Origin of the sequence: Hungatella hominis (genome assembly GCF_014288005.1) — a bacterium.
GTDB classification, from domain to species: Bacteria; Bacillota; Clostridia; order Lachnospirales; family Lachnospiraceae; genus Hungatella; species Hungatella effluvii.
This window is the reverse complement of record NZ_JACOPB010000014.1, coordinates 50,305-66,977: the sequence shown is the minus strand read 5'-3', so window position 1 is coordinate 66,977 and position 16,673 is coordinate 50,305. Positions and strand designations below refer to the sequence as shown.

16 protein-coding genes are annotated in these 16,673 nt (G+C 51.0%); 4 read left to right on the top strand and 12 right to left on the bottom strand.

The features are described from left to right. Positions 1-86 precede the first annotated feature (86 nt). From H8S75_RS23535 to H8S75_RS23515, 5 genes are all read right to left on the bottom strand, one after another. On the bottom strand, positions 87-2,279 hold the full coding sequence (locus H8S75_RS23535) for an alpha-galactosidase (protein WP_187023629.1): 2,193 nt from the start codon (positions 2,277-2,279) through the stop codon (positions 87-89). Positions 2,280-2,299: 20 nt separating this feature from the next. Beyond that, entirely contained in the window at positions 2,300-2,893 is a 594-nt protein-coding gene (locus H8S75_RS23530; RefSeq protein ID WP_243270425.1) for a YesL family protein, read from the bottom strand. 48 nt (positions 2,894-2,941) lie between these two features. After that, positions 2,942-3,766 carry a carbohydrate ABC transporter permease gene (locus tag H8S75_RS23525; RefSeq protein WP_002602034.1) on the bottom strand — a complete coding sequence of 275 codons (825 nt, stop codon included), beginning with the start codon at positions 3,764-3,766 and terminating at the stop codon, positions 2,942-2,944. Between the two features lie 17 nt (positions 3,767-3,783). Beyond that, positions 3,784-4,695 (bottom strand): carbohydrate ABC transporter permease, encoded by a 912-nt coding sequence (locus H8S75_RS23520; protein WP_187023627.1) that lies wholly within the window; start codon positions 4,693-4,695, stop codon positions 3,784-3,786. A 72-nt stretch (positions 4,696-4,767) separates the two neighbouring features. Further along, entirely contained in the window at positions 4,768-6,108 is a 1,341-nt protein-coding gene (locus tag H8S75_RS23515; RefSeq protein WP_187023626.1) for an ABC transporter substrate-binding protein, read from the bottom strand. 258 nt (positions 6,109-6,366) lie between these two features. Here H8S75_RS23515 and H8S75_RS23510 point away from each other — a divergent pair, with 258 nt between their 5' ends. Beyond that, the gene (locus tag H8S75_RS23510) at positions 6,367-7,215 is read left to right on the top strand and encodes an AraC family transcriptional regulator (protein ID WP_002602037.1); all 849 of its coding nucleotides are present in this window, start codon (positions 6,367-6,369) and stop codon (positions 7,213-7,215) included. Positions 7,216-7,242: 27 nt separating this feature from the next. Here H8S75_RS23510 and H8S75_RS23505 read toward each other — a convergent pair whose 3' ends face one another. Both H8S75_RS23505 and H8S75_RS23500 read right to left on the bottom strand, forming a co-directional pair. Then, a complete protein-coding gene (locus H8S75_RS23505) occupies positions 7,243-7,986 on the bottom strand; it encodes a sialate O-acetylesterase (protein WP_187023625.1) in 744 nt (247 codons plus the stop codon). A 23-nt stretch (positions 7,987-8,009) separates the two neighbouring features. After that, entirely contained in the window at positions 8,010-8,393 is a 384-nt protein-coding gene (locus H8S75_RS23500) for a LytR/AlgR family response regulator transcription factor (protein WP_187023624.1), read from the bottom strand. A 222-nt stretch (positions 8,394-8,615) separates the two neighbouring features. Between H8S75_RS23500 and H8S75_RS23495 the strand changes: the two genes are divergently transcribed. The 3 genes from H8S75_RS23495 to H8S75_RS23485 are packed head-to-tail and all read left to right on the top strand — an operon-like array spanning position 8,616 to position 10,542. After that, positions 8,616-9,479 (top strand): AraC family transcriptional regulator, encoded by an 864-nt coding sequence (locus H8S75_RS23495; protein ID WP_187023623.1) that lies wholly within the window; start codon positions 8,616-8,618, stop codon positions 9,477-9,479. A gap of 22 nt (positions 9,480-9,501) precedes the next feature. Next, positions 9,502-9,981, top strand: a complete 480-nt coding sequence (locus H8S75_RS23490; protein WP_187023622.1) for a hypothetical protein — start codon at positions 9,502-9,504, stop codon at positions 9,979-9,981. Between the two features lie 51 nt (positions 9,982-10,032). Beyond that, a complete protein-coding gene (locus H8S75_RS23485; RefSeq protein WP_243270423.1) occupies positions 10,033-10,542 on the top strand; it encodes a GyrI-like domain-containing protein in 510 nt (169 codons plus the stop codon). Positions 10,543-10,599: 57 nt separating this feature from the next. On the opposite strand, the gene H8S75_RS23480 is transcribed toward H8S75_RS23485, so the two are convergent. The 5 genes from H8S75_RS23480 to phnC form a co-directional block, all read right to left on the bottom strand. Continuing rightward, positions 10,600-12,330, bottom strand: a complete 1,731-nt coding sequence (locus H8S75_RS23480) for a carbon starvation CstA family protein (protein WP_187023621.1) — start codon at positions 12,328-12,330, stop codon at positions 10,600-10,602. A gap of 334 nt (positions 12,331-12,664) precedes the next feature. Continuing rightward, on the bottom strand, positions 12,665-14,188 hold the full coding sequence (locus tag H8S75_RS23475; RefSeq protein WP_187023620.1) for a bifunctional metallophosphatase/5'-nucleotidase: 1,524 nt from the start codon (positions 14,186-14,188) through the stop codon (positions 12,665-12,667). A 2-nt stretch (positions 14,189-14,190) separates the two neighbouring features. After that, positions 14,191-15,000 carry a phosphonate ABC transporter, permease protein PhnE gene (phnE, locus tag H8S75_RS23470; protein WP_002602045.1) on the bottom strand — a complete coding sequence of 270 codons (810 nt, stop codon included), beginning with the start codon at positions 14,998-15,000 and terminating at the stop codon, positions 14,191-14,193. A gap of 15 nt (positions 15,001-15,015) precedes the next feature. Further along, the gene (gene phnE / locus H8S75_RS23465) at positions 15,016-15,837 is read right to left on the bottom strand and encodes a phosphonate ABC transporter, permease protein PhnE (protein ID WP_187023619.1); all 822 of its coding nucleotides are present in this window, start codon (positions 15,835-15,837) and stop codon (positions 15,016-15,018) included. Continuing rightward, complete coding sequence (gene phnC, locus H8S75_RS23460; RefSeq protein ID WP_187023618.1) at positions 15,834-16,592, bottom strand: phosphonate ABC transporter ATP-binding protein; 759 nt, start codon at positions 16,590-16,592, stop codon at positions 15,834-15,836. Before phnC ends, phnE (H8S75_RS23465) begins: the two co-directional genes overlap by 4 nt. Positions 16,593-16,673: the final 81 nt, after the last annotated feature.

The following is a 16,673-nucleotide window of genomic DNA, read 5'->3' as shown; positions in this document are numbered from 1 at the left end:
GTGAAAAAATGGAATGAAATCAACTCCATTTTTTCACAGCCCTTTAAACGTTTATATCCCGTAAAACCATGATCAGCCCTTCACCGTCAGACTTCCGTCAGTACCATCTGCACAGCCGGATAATCGCCCATAATCATCGGGATGGATATCCCGGCATTCATCAGCGCGCTGCCGCTGTAGATACGGCCATCTTCCTCCAGACGATACCGTTTCTCCGGGTCTAGGCCGCGGAGCTTAAACCAGAGATCGGGGGCATTAGCCCTCACATGAGTGATCACCAGATTAAGCAGCGTCCTCGTCTTATCGCCGGATACAAACTGCCACGCAGTGAAACCGGAATCTCCCTGCGGGCTGGCGAGACGGTAGTAATCCCCGTTGTGAATGAGGTCATAATACTTTTTATAGTCTTCCACCTGCGCCTTCACTGCTTCTTTTTCATCCTCTGTCAGGAGATTTAAATCCATCTCATAACCGAAGCTGCCGGCCATGGCCACCACGCCGCGCGTCGCAAGCGGTGTCCTTCGTCCCGTCTGATGGTTCGGTATGGCCGATACGTGGGAGCCGACGGCCGAAATCGGATAGAAGAACGAAGTTCCGTACTGAATCTCCAGCCGCTCGATGCCATCCGTATCGTCGCTGCACCAGATCTGCGGCGAGTAATACAGGATAGCCGGATCGAAACGGCCGCCTCCGCCGCTGCATCCCTCGAAAAGGATATTGGGAAATGACGACGTAAAGCGCTCCATCAGGTCATAGATGCCAAGCACGTAGCGGTGGTAAACCTCGCCCTGGCGTTCTTTGGGGAGAACGGCACTGCAGACATCGCAGATACTGCGGTTCATATCCCATTTTACATACTCGACATTGGCGCTCTTTAGGACCGCAGCAATCGAATCGAATACGTAGTCCCTGACCTCGCTCCTGGACATGTCAAGCACCAGCTGATTCCTGCTTCTGCACGGTTTTCTGCCCGGTATCGTCAAAGCCCAGTCCGGATGCTCCCGGTACAGGCGGCTGTCCTCATTTACCATTTCCGGCTCGATCCAGATGCCGAATTTCATGCCCAGACCGTTGATGCCTGTAACCAGATCCGTCAGTCCGCCCTTCAGCTTATCCGTATTGACGAACCAGTCTCCCAGGCCCGCGTTGTCGCTGTCCCGGCTGCCAAACCAGCCGTCATCCAGCACCAGCATCTCGATGCCCAGCTCCGATGCCTGTCTGGCAATGGAGAGAATCTTCTCTTCATTAAAATCAAAGTAGGTGGCCTCCCAGTTGTTGATAAGGACCGGCCTCCTGGCAAACCTATATTTTCCCCGGCACAGATTGTGGCGGATAATGGAATGGAAATTGGCAGACATACGGCCCAGGCCGCTTCCGCTGTAGGTCATCATGAGCTGAGGCGTGTCGAAGGCCTCTCCCGGCTCCAGCCGGTACTCAAAGAATTCCGGATTTATTCCGCATACGGCCCGCACGGAATCCATCTGGTCCATCTCGATCTCCATGGAAAAGTTGCCGCTGTAAATCAGGGACAGGCCGTAACAGCCCCCGTGTTCCTCCGTCGCGTCAGGCGAGCACAGAATCACACCGGGATTGTGCTGATGGCTGGAGGTGCCTCTCCGGCTTCCCACCTCCATCGTCCCATGCATCAGCGGAAGGCGCTCCAGCCTTCGCTCCATGGCGTGCCGCCCGTGGAAATGAATCGCTTCCCAGGAGCCGTTCGGCAGTTCCAGACAGGCAGACATCATCTTCTCCAGCCTGACCGCCTCCTTTCCTCCATTGGTGATTCTGGCGGAGCGGGCGATCACATCGCGGTCCGCAAACACGACATAGTACAGCTCCAGTTTCAGGGAAGACGCCGCGTCCTCCAGGAATATCACCAGCGTTTCCGCCGTTTCATCCTCATCGAACAGGCACGGCAGCCCCGGAATCTTATGGGCCCCCTCCCGGATCTCCCAGGAGACATAGCGGAAGTCGGCAGCCCGCGTTCCGTCCGCCTGACACACGCCCACACAGTTGTTCCGGTAATCCCCCACTCCATAGGAGGGAAATTCCTGAGGCAGCGTATCCAGGGAAAATGTTCTGTCCTCCCCCGCCTCGTAAGGATTTCCGGAAAATCCCACGTCTTTTCTGTGCAGCAGGTAATCCATGGTACAGTCCTCTACCCTTGCGCCATAGTAGAGATGAAGCAGAATCCCGTAATCGCCTGCCTTCATCTGATAAGTCGTCCGTTTCGTCTGAAGCGTAAATACCTGTTCCGCCTGATTCATAATGATAGCCATAACCTGATCTCCTTATAATTTTATATAAAAGTATTTTTCTGACACTCTTTGAGATGCGGCTGAAACAGCCTCAAGTAAAACCACGCGTTGCCGTAAGCTGTCAGTGAAAATCCGCACATGAGCCAGATCAGAAGGTAGACGGGAAAAAGCTTCGCATCCACCATGGTAAAATACATCGGCAGGCATGTGAGGGCAGCCGTGGCAATCAGGTATCCCGGCTTGTGAAAGGCGAAATAGAATGCATGGCCGGCCAGCTTACCCAGGGTGTTGGAAAATGCGGCAATGACCGGAAATATGTAAAGCAGCAGCACTCCCGTGATCAGCCCGATACCGATAAAGCCATAGGAAAGGAGAAGGGCTTCCACTGCGGCCAAAACCGCCCAGATGGCCGTCGCCTGCATGAAGTTCTGCCTAAAGCTGTGAAAAAATGCCTTCCAGACCGTGACATCTTTATCCTTATGGAGTTTCAGCGCCGTGTAATACATGGCCGTGGTCGAGGCCCCGATCGTCACAATGGGGAGACTCGTCACAAGCCAGAGGATATTCAACGCGATCATATTTCCCAGGAATCCGAATATCTGCCCGAAAATACTGTCTTCACTCAATACATTCATCGTTTCACACATCCCTTTCTCTCTGCCGTTATCCTATAGTTTTCTATCCTACAGCTTTCCGCCGGAAGTTGCAATACCTTCAATAAACTGTTTCTGGAATATTAAGTAGATCACAATCATCGGCACACAGGCCAGCAGAGAAGCCGCCATCAGCTGCGGATAATTGTTCGTATACTGCCCCTGCATCTTCGCCAGCGCGGCGGACAGCGGCATCACCGTCTTGTTGCAGATCATGGGCCACATCAGATCCTTGTAGGCAAACACCGCGGTAAAGATACCGAGGGCCACCATGCCGGAGCGGGTCAGAGGCGCCATGATGTATAAAAATGTCTGACCGATATTGCAGCCGTCCAGACGTGCCGCCTCTTCCAGATCCTTCGGAAGTCCCAGATACGCCTGCCTCAGCAGAAATGTTCCGAACGCGGTCACAAGCCCCGGGAAAATCAGGGCAAACACGGTGTCCAAAAGGCCCATCTTACTCACCATTAAATACTGCGGAATGATGAAAATCTGTCCGGGCACCATCATCTGAAACAGGACCAGGGAAAACATGAAATTCTTTCCCTTAAAATTCAGCCGTGCAAACGCATAGGCCGCCATGGTCGCCGTGAGTACCGCGGCCGCGACTCGGCCCACGATCAGCAGGATGGTATTGATATACAGCTGAAGGAAATTCATATTATCGATAACCGTCTTAAAATTATCCGTCTGCCATACGGCCGGGAAGATGACGAACGGATTGACAGAAGTTGCCTCTGTTGATGTCTTAAATGCGGTGAGCGCCATCCAGATAAACGGCACGAGCATCGTAATGCTTACCAGGATCAAAACAACGTGAATGGATATGGCTGCCGCCTTTTTCTTTTTTTCCATGTTTCGTCTCCCCCTCTCTAATTATAATAAACCCATTTTTTCTGCGCCTTCATCTGGAATACCGTGATGATCATGATGATGGCCAGAAGTACAACGACAATGGTGGAACCAAGGCCCTTGTTATTCTGTACGAAAGAATACTGATAGAATAAGTAGACCAGGGACTGGGTCTTGGAGAGCGCCGGATTGTTTCTGTCCATAACCATAAAGATTAAGTCAAATACCTGAAGCGCGCCGATCACTCTGGTCACTGTCACGAAGAAAATAGTCGGTGACAGAAGCGGAACGGTGATATGGAAAAACTGGTAGATCCCGCTTGCACCGTCGATATTGGACGCCTCATAGTAATCCTTCGGGATCTCCTGAAGCCCCGATAAGAACAGGACCATGTTGTAGCCGATGATGGACCACACGCCGATGACGCCGATGGAATAGACTGCGATATTCGGGTTGGAGATCCAGTTAATATTTGTTCCGAACATATTGTTTAAAAGCCCGAACTCCGAGTTAAAGAGCCATCTCCACACCATGGCAATCGCCGCGGGGGCCGCAACCATGGGGAGGAAGAAGATCGTACGGTAAGCGGCCCGCCCCTTCATCTTCCGGTTCAGCAGCACGGCCAGAACCAGCGCGATGATGATGGAAAACGGCACTTCCACGATGGCGTATTTGAATGTATTAAGCAGCGACTGCCATACCTCCGGGTCTGTTAAGACCCTTTGGTAATTGGCCAGGCCGATGAAGATGTTGCCCTTTCCGAAGTCGCCGGTCTTGAAGAAGCTCTCATAGATCGTCTTGATAATCGGATAGATATTCAGTACAATCAGTCCGACCATGGTCGGCAGGATAAACGCCCAGCCCCATAAAAACTCGTTCTTTTCCCGGCTGGTGATCTTTCTTTTTATTTTCAATTCTGTTTCCTTTGCCACAGAAATCCCTCCTTCTCGTACCAGAGCGTGTTTGAAAATTCATATCCGAATTCTTCAAACACGCTCCAGGCCTTACTCGTCTGCCAGCATCTGATCCATTTTTTCTGAAATTGTCCCGCATACGGCAGCCATATCCTGATTACCGGACCATGCCTCTTTTAACTCGGTCGTCATCATGTTCCACCATACAAGAGTGCTTCTGGAATGCGGACGAAATACGATATCACCGTTCATCATATCCAGATAAGGCTGTAAATTGAACTTATCCGTGTTATTTACCCATTCATCGGATACGCCTTCATAGGCCGCCATGGTAACCCCCAGCTGCGCCTGCTTTAACTGCATATCCTTCGTTCCAAGGAACTCAATCAGCTTCCATGCCGCCTCCGGATTCTTTGTGTTGGCGCTGGCCGCCCATCCTAAACCATTATATAAAGAAACACGTTTTCCTGTCTCAGCATCCTTTGGAAGAACCGCTACGTCGCAGTGCTCTGCTATGTATTCGTTGTCCTTAAATGCAGCTACCATCCAGGAACCCTGGGACAACATTGCAATCTTGCCGGAACCGAGAAGTACATCGGTGCCCGTCTCAGACATAACCGCTGCCGGAGGCATTGCGTCTTTTACCAGCTTATCCACGTATTCCATAGCTTTAATGGTGTTTGGATCATCAAAACCAGACTTCTTCATATCATCAGAAATGACATTTCCGCCCATGGAGTAGATCACGTTCATCCAGCCATCCTGCTCATTGGAAGGATTCATGGCGATTCCGTACTGGCTTCCGTCATCCTTAGTCAGCTTCACCGCCGCATCGTATAAATCATCCCAGGTCCAGGTATCATCCGGATAGGCGATTCCGGCCTCATCGAACATATCCTTGTTATACCATAAGGCGATGGTGTCGATATCCTTCGGTATCGCGTAGGTCTTTCCGTCGTACTGGTACATTTCCTTAATGTCGGACGGGAATTTATCCATCTCCAGCTTTTCGCTGGATGCTACTTTATCGGTGAGATCCAGAAGAATGTCGTTGGACATATATTTAGTGGCCTCATTGGAATGCATCCAGAATACGTCAGGCATGTCGCCGCCTGAGGCTCCCGCCTCTAAAAGTGTCCAGTAGCTGTCCCATGTGATTACCTGTAAATCGGTCTCGACTCCGGTCTCCTTCGTGAAATCGGCGAGGATCTGATCCAGTCCCGGCTTCTGTCCGTTATCCCAAATTGCTACATTTAATTTTCCGCCTGCGTCCGCAGCCGGTGTATTTCCCGCTTCTTTGCTGCCGCCTGATGAAGAATTTCCGCCGCCGCATGCCGTTAAAGATACCGCCATCGTCACCGCCATGGTAAGTGCTATACCTTTTTTCCACAATTTGATCACTTTTATTTCCTCCTTGCAATCCTGATTCATTCTGAGTTTTCGTTATTATTACCATCTGATCTTCTTCATCGGCCAATGAATTTTTCTTTTATTTGTGCACATTTTGTAGTTATGTCTTCGTTTCTGTGACTATATATTAGCACATTGCCACTCTCACCGTAAATGGAAATACCCTGATACAAATATACCAAAATGCTTTCTTGTGCGAAATATCTTGAAGTCACCACGCATTTTGGTATATAATATTTATAATTAATCCCCAGAAATAGATAGAGCGGAGGTGCTTTTTTGTCTAATTTTTCATTTGCCCTGTTTACCGATAAGAATTTCGTCGACTGCACCCTGTTTCAATACGGATGGGAGAAATGCGATCCACACCACTCCTTCGGGCCGGCGGCGCGCAACCATTATCTGTTTCACTATATCATTTCCGGAAAGGGGCTCTTCGTCTCTACCGACAGCAGCAAAAAGGATACGGAATACCATCTTCACGCCGGTCAGGGCTTCTTAATCTCGCCCGGCCAGACCAATACGTACATTGCCGATTCCCTGGACCCGTGGGAATACGCGTGGGTGGAATTCGACGGCTTAAAGGCGCCGGAGATCATCGCCCTGTCGGGCCTGTCCTTCGATCTGCCGGTTTACAACAGCAACAATCCGGCCATGGAACAGGTCTTAAAAGACGAGATGATCTATATTGCCGGCCATACGACCGAATCTTCCTTTCATTTGATCGGCCACCTTTATCTGGCTCTCGACGCGCTGATCAAGTCCTCCAACCGCCGTATGACGGCTGTGGGCGGCCAGCTGAAGGATTTTTATGCCCGGGAGGCGGTCTCCTTTGTGGAACACAACTACCAGAACGATATCACGGTGGAGGACATTGCCGCCTTCTGCAACTTAAACCGCAGCTATTTCGGCAAGATCTTTAAGGATGTCCTCTCTGTTACGCCGCAGGAATTCCTGATCCGTTTCCGGATGGCAAAGGCCTGCGAGTACATGGAGACGACCAATCTTCCCATTGGAGAGATCAGCGCACGGGTCGGTTACCCCAGCCAGCTGCATTTTTCCAGGGCCTTTAAAAAAACGTATGGCCAACCTCCACGGGAATGGAGATTGGCCAATCAGCATAAGTAAATTCACAGTAACAGTTCATGTTCTATTTTATTTCAGGATTTCCCCGGTTTGGGCTCCCCCCTCTTCCCCTACCAGATTATACGCCTCCTGCTTATAATGGTAGGAATCCTTCATCAGCCCCCTGTCGCGGAATGTGCGGAAGGACCGTGATATCAGAAAAATGGTTTCCACGGACTCCGCCAGCTCCTCCTGGGCCTCCTGAATGGGAATATAGAGGTCCGGCAGCTCTCTGTGGTTCCCGATCTGAATCAAAAAGATTCTCTCAACGCCCAGCGCCTGAAAGGCCCGGAATAAGGTCAGCGTCTTCTCTTTATATTCTTCCTTTGTCATCCCATTGTCCGCATCCGTGCAGCCCTGGCACCAGACCATCCCAATCGAATGAACAGCGATCTTCTGAGATTCCACAAAGCTTACGCACGCCAGAAAACGCGCCGCTGCGTCCTTAAAATACGGAGTACCCGGCTGCCATTCCCGTATGCTGGAACCTCCCTTGGAACATGACACTGCAATAACCGGCCGTCCCGTCTTTCGATAACACGCATTTACAAACGCCGCAGCCATGGAGCCGGTCTTCATGCCTGGCTCCCAGACTCCTCCCTCACGGTTCTCATTTACTCCAAATGGTTCCACAAGCGGCACCAGTCTGTCCGGCTCCGTCACCGCCCGGTATTCCCAGGCCGCCCCGGGCAGCACCTTCGGAGCCAGCTGATCGTCGCCGCGTCCGGCCATATTGCTCTGTCCCATAAATAACAGAATATCTGCTTCCATCATAAGTCCTCTCCTGTTCCAATTGTCTACAGAACCTTCCGGGCCTCTCTCTCGCACCGGTAACGGTTTAACATATCCACAATCTGCACTCTCGTATACGGCTTAATGATAAAGCCGAACGCACGAATCTTCCACGCTTCCAGCGAGAACCCCGGTATTCCGGATAAGAGCACTACCTCCGGCGGATCCGGAAGCTGATATATCTTGGATGCCAGCGTGATCCCGCTGATATCCGGCATCACCACGTCAGAAAATACGATATCCACCGGATTCTCCTTCACATATTGAATTGCCGCAATCGCTTCGCCGAAGCTGCCGCATAGCTCGACGTCCTCCATCTCCCTTAATATTCTGGTAATTTTTTCCAGAAGTTCCTCTGAATTGTCTACTGCAATTGCCCTGATGCTCATAACCCCTCCTGATTTTCATCTAAAAAGAAGCCCCGGAATATCGCTATTCCAACAGCCTCCGGTAATCGAAATCATTTCCTTTGTTAAGAAATACGATACCATAAAAATGAAAAGAAGTCTATCTTTATGATAAATTATCCTTCCAGTACCAATAATAAGAGGAAATTATAATTTATAAATGATAAAATAGAAAAACAACCAGGAGGACGGAGATCACTTAAAATGGAATGGAACGAAAAATTACAAAGAATCATCGATTATGTGGAAGACCATCTGCAGCGGCGGGAAGAACCCATTGATGAAAACGTGGTATCGGACATTGCGGGCTGCTCCTTTGGTTTCTTTCAGAAGGTCTTTTCCTATATGAATGGAATCAGTTTTTCCGAGTACATCCGCTCCAGAAAACTGACGTTGGCCGGCTATGACTTAAAAAGCACGGATTTAAAGGTGGTTGATATCAGCTATAAGTACGGCTATGCCTCGCCGACCTCCTTTACGAAAGCCTTCCAGCAGTTTCACGGCATAACGCCCAAAGAAGCAAGGGATGGCCGTTCGGAATTAAAAATAGCGCCGAAGATGCAGATATCAAACAGACAGCAGTATTCGTGGCATATCGATCAGAAAGAGTCTTTCCGGCTTATAGGTATAAGCAAAACATTTTCCTGTAAAAACGGAGAGCACTACCTCCAGATCCCCAAATTCTGGAGCGAATGCCATGTGCGGGGCGATACGGCGAAACTGATTTCGCTGGACCGCGGTAATCCGAAAGGAATCTTCGGTCTGTTTACTGATTTTTGTGAACAGCACGAGGAGACAGTCTATTCCATCATGGTAATATCCGATCAGGAAGCGCCTCCGGGATTTGACGAGATCGTCATTCCCCCAGCCGCATGGGCCGTCTTCGACTGCCACGGTAACATACCGCAGTCCATACACCATGGCTGGAAGTATCTTAACGAGGAGTGGCTTATAAAGTACCCCTTTAAACATGCGGCCTGCCCCGAGTTAGAATGGTACAGTGAAGGAGATCAGACCAGCGATACGTATAAGGCCCAGATATGGATACCCATTATAGAAGAACGATGAAAATGCAAAAAGGAGCAGCGTTATGAGCGAAAAATATACATTTGATGATTTTTTATCCACTGTCGATGGAGATAACCGGGAGTTTGTAAGGGAACTGCATGAGGAGCTGACGAAACTCGGCTGCAAAACAGAGATAAAGCAGGCAAAAAGCGGCTATGTCGTCTCCTGCCTTCAGAATAAAAAGACGATCCTCAACTACGTATTCCGCAGAAAGGGACTGATGGTCCGCATCTATCCAAACCATCTGGCGGACTACATGGAGGTGTTCGATACCATCTCCGATGAGCTGGCAAAGGCCATCCGGGACACGCCTGTGTGCAAACGCCTGTTGGACCCATCCGCATGCAACTCCAAATGCGCCATGGGCTACGACTTTGTCTTTAGAGGCCAGCGGCAGCAAAAATGCCGCAGCAGTGCATTCTTCTTTTTACTTAGCAGCGATAACAGGGCTTTCGTAAAAGCGCTGTTGTTGAACGAAGCTAATGCATCTGTACAAGTATGACTCACACCAGCTTAAAAATACGTAATTTCTAACCGGAAAGGAATAACAATTATGAGAAATATGGAACCGCCGTTTCGAATCGAGAAAAAAGACAGTTTCCGCGTTGTCGGCCCTGCCATGCGCACAACAAATCAAAAAGGGCAGGGAAGGAAAATGATTCCCGCACACTGGGCGGACTTCAAAGCGAAAGGGCTTGAGAAGGACTTATTATCACGGGCGAATCGGGAACCTTACGGTCTGTTCGGCATTAATATCTATAACACCGATGAAGCCGATCCGCAGATATTCGATTATCTTATAGCGGTATCCAGCGATACGGAGGCGGGGGATGCATTTTCGTCTTATGAAGTACCGGCCAGGACCTGGGCCATCTTCCCCTGTACCCTTGAAACGATCGGAAAGACGGAAGCGCAGGCCATCACAAAATGGCTGCCGAAATTTAAATATAGACCGTTAAATAAAGGCTACATAACCGGCCGGATGAAATCAAATGCACCGGATCTCGAGTATTATGGGGAGAATGGCCTTGTGGAGGTCTGGATTGCGGTGGAGAAAAAATAAAGAGTCCGGCAAGCCGGACTCTTTCATCGTAATGCGGCATCCACATCCGCAGCTTATCTATGCAACGACTTCTCCCGCAGACTTCTTTGTATCTGCGGTCTCTGTATTTTCTGAAGTCACATCTTTTCCGATCAGCTTCTTAATCCCCTCAAAGGCTACAATCACACCCAGAATCAGAAGAAGTACTGCAAATACCAGCTGCAGGGCATTGCCAAAGACAAACTGGCCGGAAAGTGCAGTCACCAGCTCCGTGATCTTTAAAGCCAGAGCCGTAAATGTGACGCCGAGCATGATCACCATCGGCCCCCAGAGCATGGCGCCCTGGCGTTTCGTCTTCTTTAAAAATACGGCGCAGGCAATCAGGGCCAGTGCGGAAAGCAGCTGGTTCGCCGAACCGAACAGCGGCCAGATGCTGGCGTAACCGGCACGGGAAAGCGCATAGCAGAGCACCAGTGTCAGGATGGTGGCAAAATACTTATTGGTCAGAACCTTGTTAAGCGGTGACTGATTCTCCGGTGCGATGCTGTCATCCGTGAAGAATTCCTGGAACGCGATACGTCCCACACGCGCTACGGAATCGAGACTCGTCAGCGCAAACGCCGAAATCGCCAAAGTGATTAACGTATAGCAGACGGACTCAGGAAGCCCCAGGCTTGTCAAAAAGATGGAAATAGCCTGTGCAAACAGCTGCGGCGGCGTTCCTGCCGGAAGTCCTTCCTGTGTGGCGACGAATCCGGCCGCAATCAGCGCCGTAATGGCGAGAAGGCTTTCCAAAAGCATGGCTCCAAAGGATACCGGAAGCATGTTTTTTTCATTTTTAATCTGCTTGGAAGCCGTTCCTGAGGCAACCAGAGAATGAAAACCCGATACAGCGCCGCAGGCAATGGTGACGAACAGCGCCGGGAATAAGTAGGAGACGCTCCCGTTGGCCGCGGTCAGCTTGAAGGCTGTAAAGGAAGGCAGATTCATAGACGGATTGTATACACAGATGCCGAGCACCGATCCCACGATCATGGCGATCAGCAGATAGCTGTTTAAGTAGTCACGAGGCTGTAAAAGCGCCCATACCGGTGTCACACAGGCAATGATCACGTAGATAAATACGAAAATCAGCCATGCGCTCTGCGGCACATAGATGGGGAATGCCAGCCCCAGGCCTACGGCCAGTACGAGAAGCGCGATTGCAAACAGTGTGTTAAGCATCTTGGGGAATCTCGTATATTTCAAATAAAAGCCCAGTCCCACGGCAAATGCGATGAAGAGCAGCGAGGTCGTCGCAACCGCGCCGTTGGCAGTCACCGTGGCTTTGTTGGCGTCAAAACCATTGAAGGTACCCGCCACGATATCGGCAAATGCCGCTACCACCAGAATGGAGAACAGCCAGGTAAACAGCAGAAACAGCCGTTTTCCAAGTTTTCCGATATAGAGTTCGATGATATAGCCGATGGAACGGCCCTTATTTTTCACGGAGGCATACATGGAGGCAAAATCCTGTACTGCGCCGAAGAACACGCCGCCCAGCAGAATCCAGAGCATAACAGGAAGCCATCCGAACATCGCCGCCTGAATCGGTCCGTTGATCGGCCCCGCGCCGGCAATTGATGCAAACTGGTGGCCAAATACCACGTTGGTATCGGCCGGAACGTAATCCACACCGTCCTCCATCTCATAGGCGGGCGTTTTGGAATCCGGATTGATGCCCCATTTCTTTGCAAGATACCTCCCGTAGATCAGGTACGCGCCGCCCAGCACTACGACGGCAAGAATCATCATTGTTAAGCCATTCATACTCTGTCTCTCCTTTTTCTTCAACCAGACCAATTCCTCCTGTGTCTGGCCAGAAGTTCCGGAGTAAAAAAGAAACGCCCCTTCCGCTGTTCGCTTATTACCGCCTGTCGGGCGGCAGTCATGCGGCGCGTAAGCCCCGTCTTTATCCGCAGCGCTTCTTCCAGTCGGGAAGGCGCCTGGGGACAAATTTTCACTTTTTCATTCCAAACCTCTGATGAAATGGAGTTTATCACTTTACAGTATAGAAATCAATAATAAGTTTATACTTTTTTTATATTTTATTTACATATCTTTTATAACTTACAGTTATATAAATTCAGGGCATTGACTACCGTTACCATACCACGGAGAGATCGCTCCTTGTTTTTATCTGCACAGTCTCATGCTCTCTTAAATACTGAAGGGCCATCTGCGGCACCTCGGAGCCGATCCGTTTCACCACCCGGCATTTGCGGTAGAAATCATAGCCGCCCGTCCCGCTGGCACGGTAATCGCTCATACAGAGCGTAAGCTTCCGTCCGCCAATGGGGGCCCCGTCATACAGAAGCTTCGTCACACGGTCTCCCACCGGTCTGCGCAGATCGAACTCACAGGAAATCCCGGCGAAGAAGTCGTAATTGTAGTGCTCGACCTTAGGCTTTAAAAATACGTCCGAAACCCGCACTTCTCCGTTTTCCACGGTGAAATATTCCGCACACCGTTCCAGTGCCTTCTTCATCACCGTTTCGTCCACTTCCAGAACCACCAGTGTGTTGGCAAACGGGTACACAGACACGATATCCCGTGTCGTCACACGTTTCTCCAGACCCATCGGTGTGTTCCCCAGCCCCACACAGGAGATATCCGCTCCCGAATATTCCAGCTGGAGCTGGTTAAAGAAATCGGCTACCCTGGAACCCTGAAGCGCCATCGCAAGCTTGGACTGCCGGGGAATATCCTCCTCCAGGCTGCCCGCCTTCTCGTCAAGCCACTGCTGAACCCTCTGCTCCAGCGGAAGCAGGGACCGGTACGGTTCCTCATCATGAATCTCTCCCGCCGGATTGATCGAGGCCGAGACGGACACTTCTCCAGCCTCACAGGCGATTTCCAGCTTTGCATAGCAGACCGCATTTGCCGGAAGCTGCAGCGTTGTGGTCCCGTTTATCTTCCTGGCAGGCACCATCATGTGCTGATGAGCGGTCAGCAGCACGTCGAAATCCAGCTCCCGAAGGATCCGGCATCCCACATTTTCCCCGCTCTCACTCAGCAGGTCTCCGGTTTCCAGATCACATTCATAGCCGCCGTGATAGATGCACACCGTCACATCCGAGATCGCCTTTAAGCGCTCCAGTTCCCGTTCTGCCGCTGAAAAGGCGTCGGTCACTTTCAAATCCCTCATATGCCCCGGCTGTTCCCACACATTGACAAAATCGGTTACCACGCCGGTTACTCCCATCCGCAGACCATTTTCCATGGTAAACACCTGGCTGGATATCACTCCCAGGCGGCCTTTCCGGTCCCGGACATTGGCACAGATGCAGCGCGCGTTTAAGGCATTTAAATGATGCTCCAGATACTCATATCCGAAGTTAAAATCATGATTTCCAAGAGTCACCGCGTCGTAACCGCCGGCGTTAAAGACATCCGCAATGGCATGTTCCGCCTCCAGGCCTTCCTTCCTGCCCGCGGACAGGTAAATGGCCATGGGGGACCCCTGTAGCGTGTCGCCCCCGTCCAGGACCAGCGTATTCCCGTCCTTCTGATAATTGGCAATGCAGTTTAACAGTCCGGCCGGCTTCTCGCTCCGTTCCGTGTATGCAGAAGGGAAAAGATATCCGTGGACATCTGATGTATAATAAATTTTTGCTGTCTTTCTCATGTTTATCCCCTCGTCAGTTTTACCCTGATTCTCGTGGAAATGTATTCCACAATCAGAACCAGCACAATCAGTCCCACCAGAATGGCTCCCGCCTCGTTCCAGCGATAGGAATTCATGGCGAAGATCAGTGGTGCGCCGATACCGCCCGCGCCTACCAGACCCAGCACAGTGGCATCTCTTAAGTTAATATCAAAACGGTAAATGACCGTCGATGCAAAATTCGGAATCAGCTGAGGCAGAATTCCATACCTGATCTTCTGCATCGTATTGCAGCCGCAGGCGTCCAGCGACTCCAGAATTCTGATGTCCAGATCCTCGATTGCCTCAATATACATCTTGGACACCATACCGATGGAACACACGGACATGGTCAAAAGTCCCGTAAATGCCCCAGGCCCGCTGACACGGATAAACATCAGTCCATAGACAAACGCCGGCACGGTACGGATTGCCATGATGGCCATCCGGCTCAGCCAGGCGATGGGCGCCGGCATCAGATTCGATGCGGACAGAAACGAAAACGGGATCGCCAGTACCGCGCCCACCAGTGTACCCAAAAATGCGATGCAGACGGTCTCCAGAAGAAGGTAGGGCACGCCCTGCATGGTAAAGTTAAAGAGCAGCTTTGGATCGGGATGAAAGATTCCCTTTAAAATGTTTAAGGCGATCTGCCCGCCGTTTGCTCCGCCTCCCGTGAATTCCACCGCGGAACCGGACCATACGATCAGGGCCACCACGATCACCGATACCACAATCTGGTATACCGTGCTGCGCGGACGATCTTTATATGCTTGTTCAATCTGTTTGTTCATTTTCCGCTCTCCCCTCTATACCAGTTTTTTCCGGCAGTAACGGCTCACCGATTCGATGATGAATACCGTAAGAAACAACATCACCAGGATCATGCCGACGCTGGAATACTCTCTCCAGCCCAGCTTTTCATTCAGGATCAGTCCCAGGCCGCCCGCGCCCACGTAACCGAGGATCGCGGCGTACCGGACATTTCCCTCAAAACAGAACAGGCCGTTGGAGATGTAGGATGGGAGCACCTGCGGAATAATTGCGCTGACAAATGCACGGACCCGCGTAGCCCCGATAGCTTCCACCGCCTCGAAGGCGCCCATATCCACCGTCTCGATCTCCTCATACAGGATTTTCCCCATATAGGCGAATGTGAAGATGGCAATCGCCGTGGTTCCTGCCAGAGTGCCCAGTCCGAATACATAGGTAGCGATCAGAGCGGTTACCAGCGTAGGAAGCGTTCTAACAATACTCAGGAACAGCCTCATGACACTGATCACCAGCCTGCTCTTAATCACATTGGTGGAAGCCGCCATGGCAAACGGTACCACCAGCACCGCGCCGGCCACCGTGCCTAAAAGTGACATTTTGATGGTATCAAAAAGCGGTTTCCAGATCTGTGACATATAGGAGACCCTCGGCGGGATCATCATGCCCAGTATGACGAAAAACTGATTTCCCCTCTCGGCCAGAACCCTCAAGTCAAATCCGGTTATCTTCACGGAGATGGCCGTCATAATCAGCAGGATAACCGCAACGAGAGGCAGACGCGAAGCCGGTTTTTCAATTGTCTTACCATTGGAAATCGTCATTTTCTTCGGCGGAAAGACCTTGTCGTATAAACTCATCCGGCCACCTCCTGCTCCAGCTTCCCTTCGTAGATATTGTTCAGGATCTCTTCATTGACATCGGATACGGGGCCGTCATAGACGATCTGGCCCGCACGGATGCCGACCACGCGGCTGGCGTACGTGAGTGCCAGTTCCACGTGGTGAATGTTAAGAAGAATGGTGATATTCATCTCCTTGTTGATCCTCTGGAAGTCCTCCATAACCTGCTTGGCCGTTACCGGGTCTAAGGATGCCACCGGCTCATCCGCCAGGATGATCTGCGGATTCTGCGCCAGGGTTCTCGCCAGGGCCACTCTCTGCTGCTGCCCGCCGGATAGCTGGTCCGCGCGCACAAACGCCTTGTCCAGAATCCCCACCTTATCCAGAGCCTCCAGGGCCGCCAGCCTGTCCTCCTTCGGATAGATCCCGAAGAGCGCCCGGATAAAGGACAGATCCGGCACCTTTGCCATCAGCACATTATTGATGACCTTTGTCCGGGTCACTAAGTTAAACGACTGGAAGATCATGCCGATCTTTCTGCGGAAACGGCGGAGTTCCTTACCTTTCAGCTGCATCACATCGGTTCCGTCCACAGTAAGCTTCCCCTCGGTGATGTCGTGCATCCGGTTAATGGTCCGCAGAAGCGTGGATTTCCCGGCGCCGGAAAGGCCAATGATCGCCACAAATTCTCCCTGCTCGATCTTTAAATTGACATCCTTCAGTGCGTTAAAACCATTGGGGTACGTCTTTCCTACTTTATCAAATTCAATCATGCTCCTACCTCGACTTTAGTATTTTCTCATGGAAACCCAAAAGGAGGCGCCGTAAACCATATTTCTTTACGGTGCCTCCTT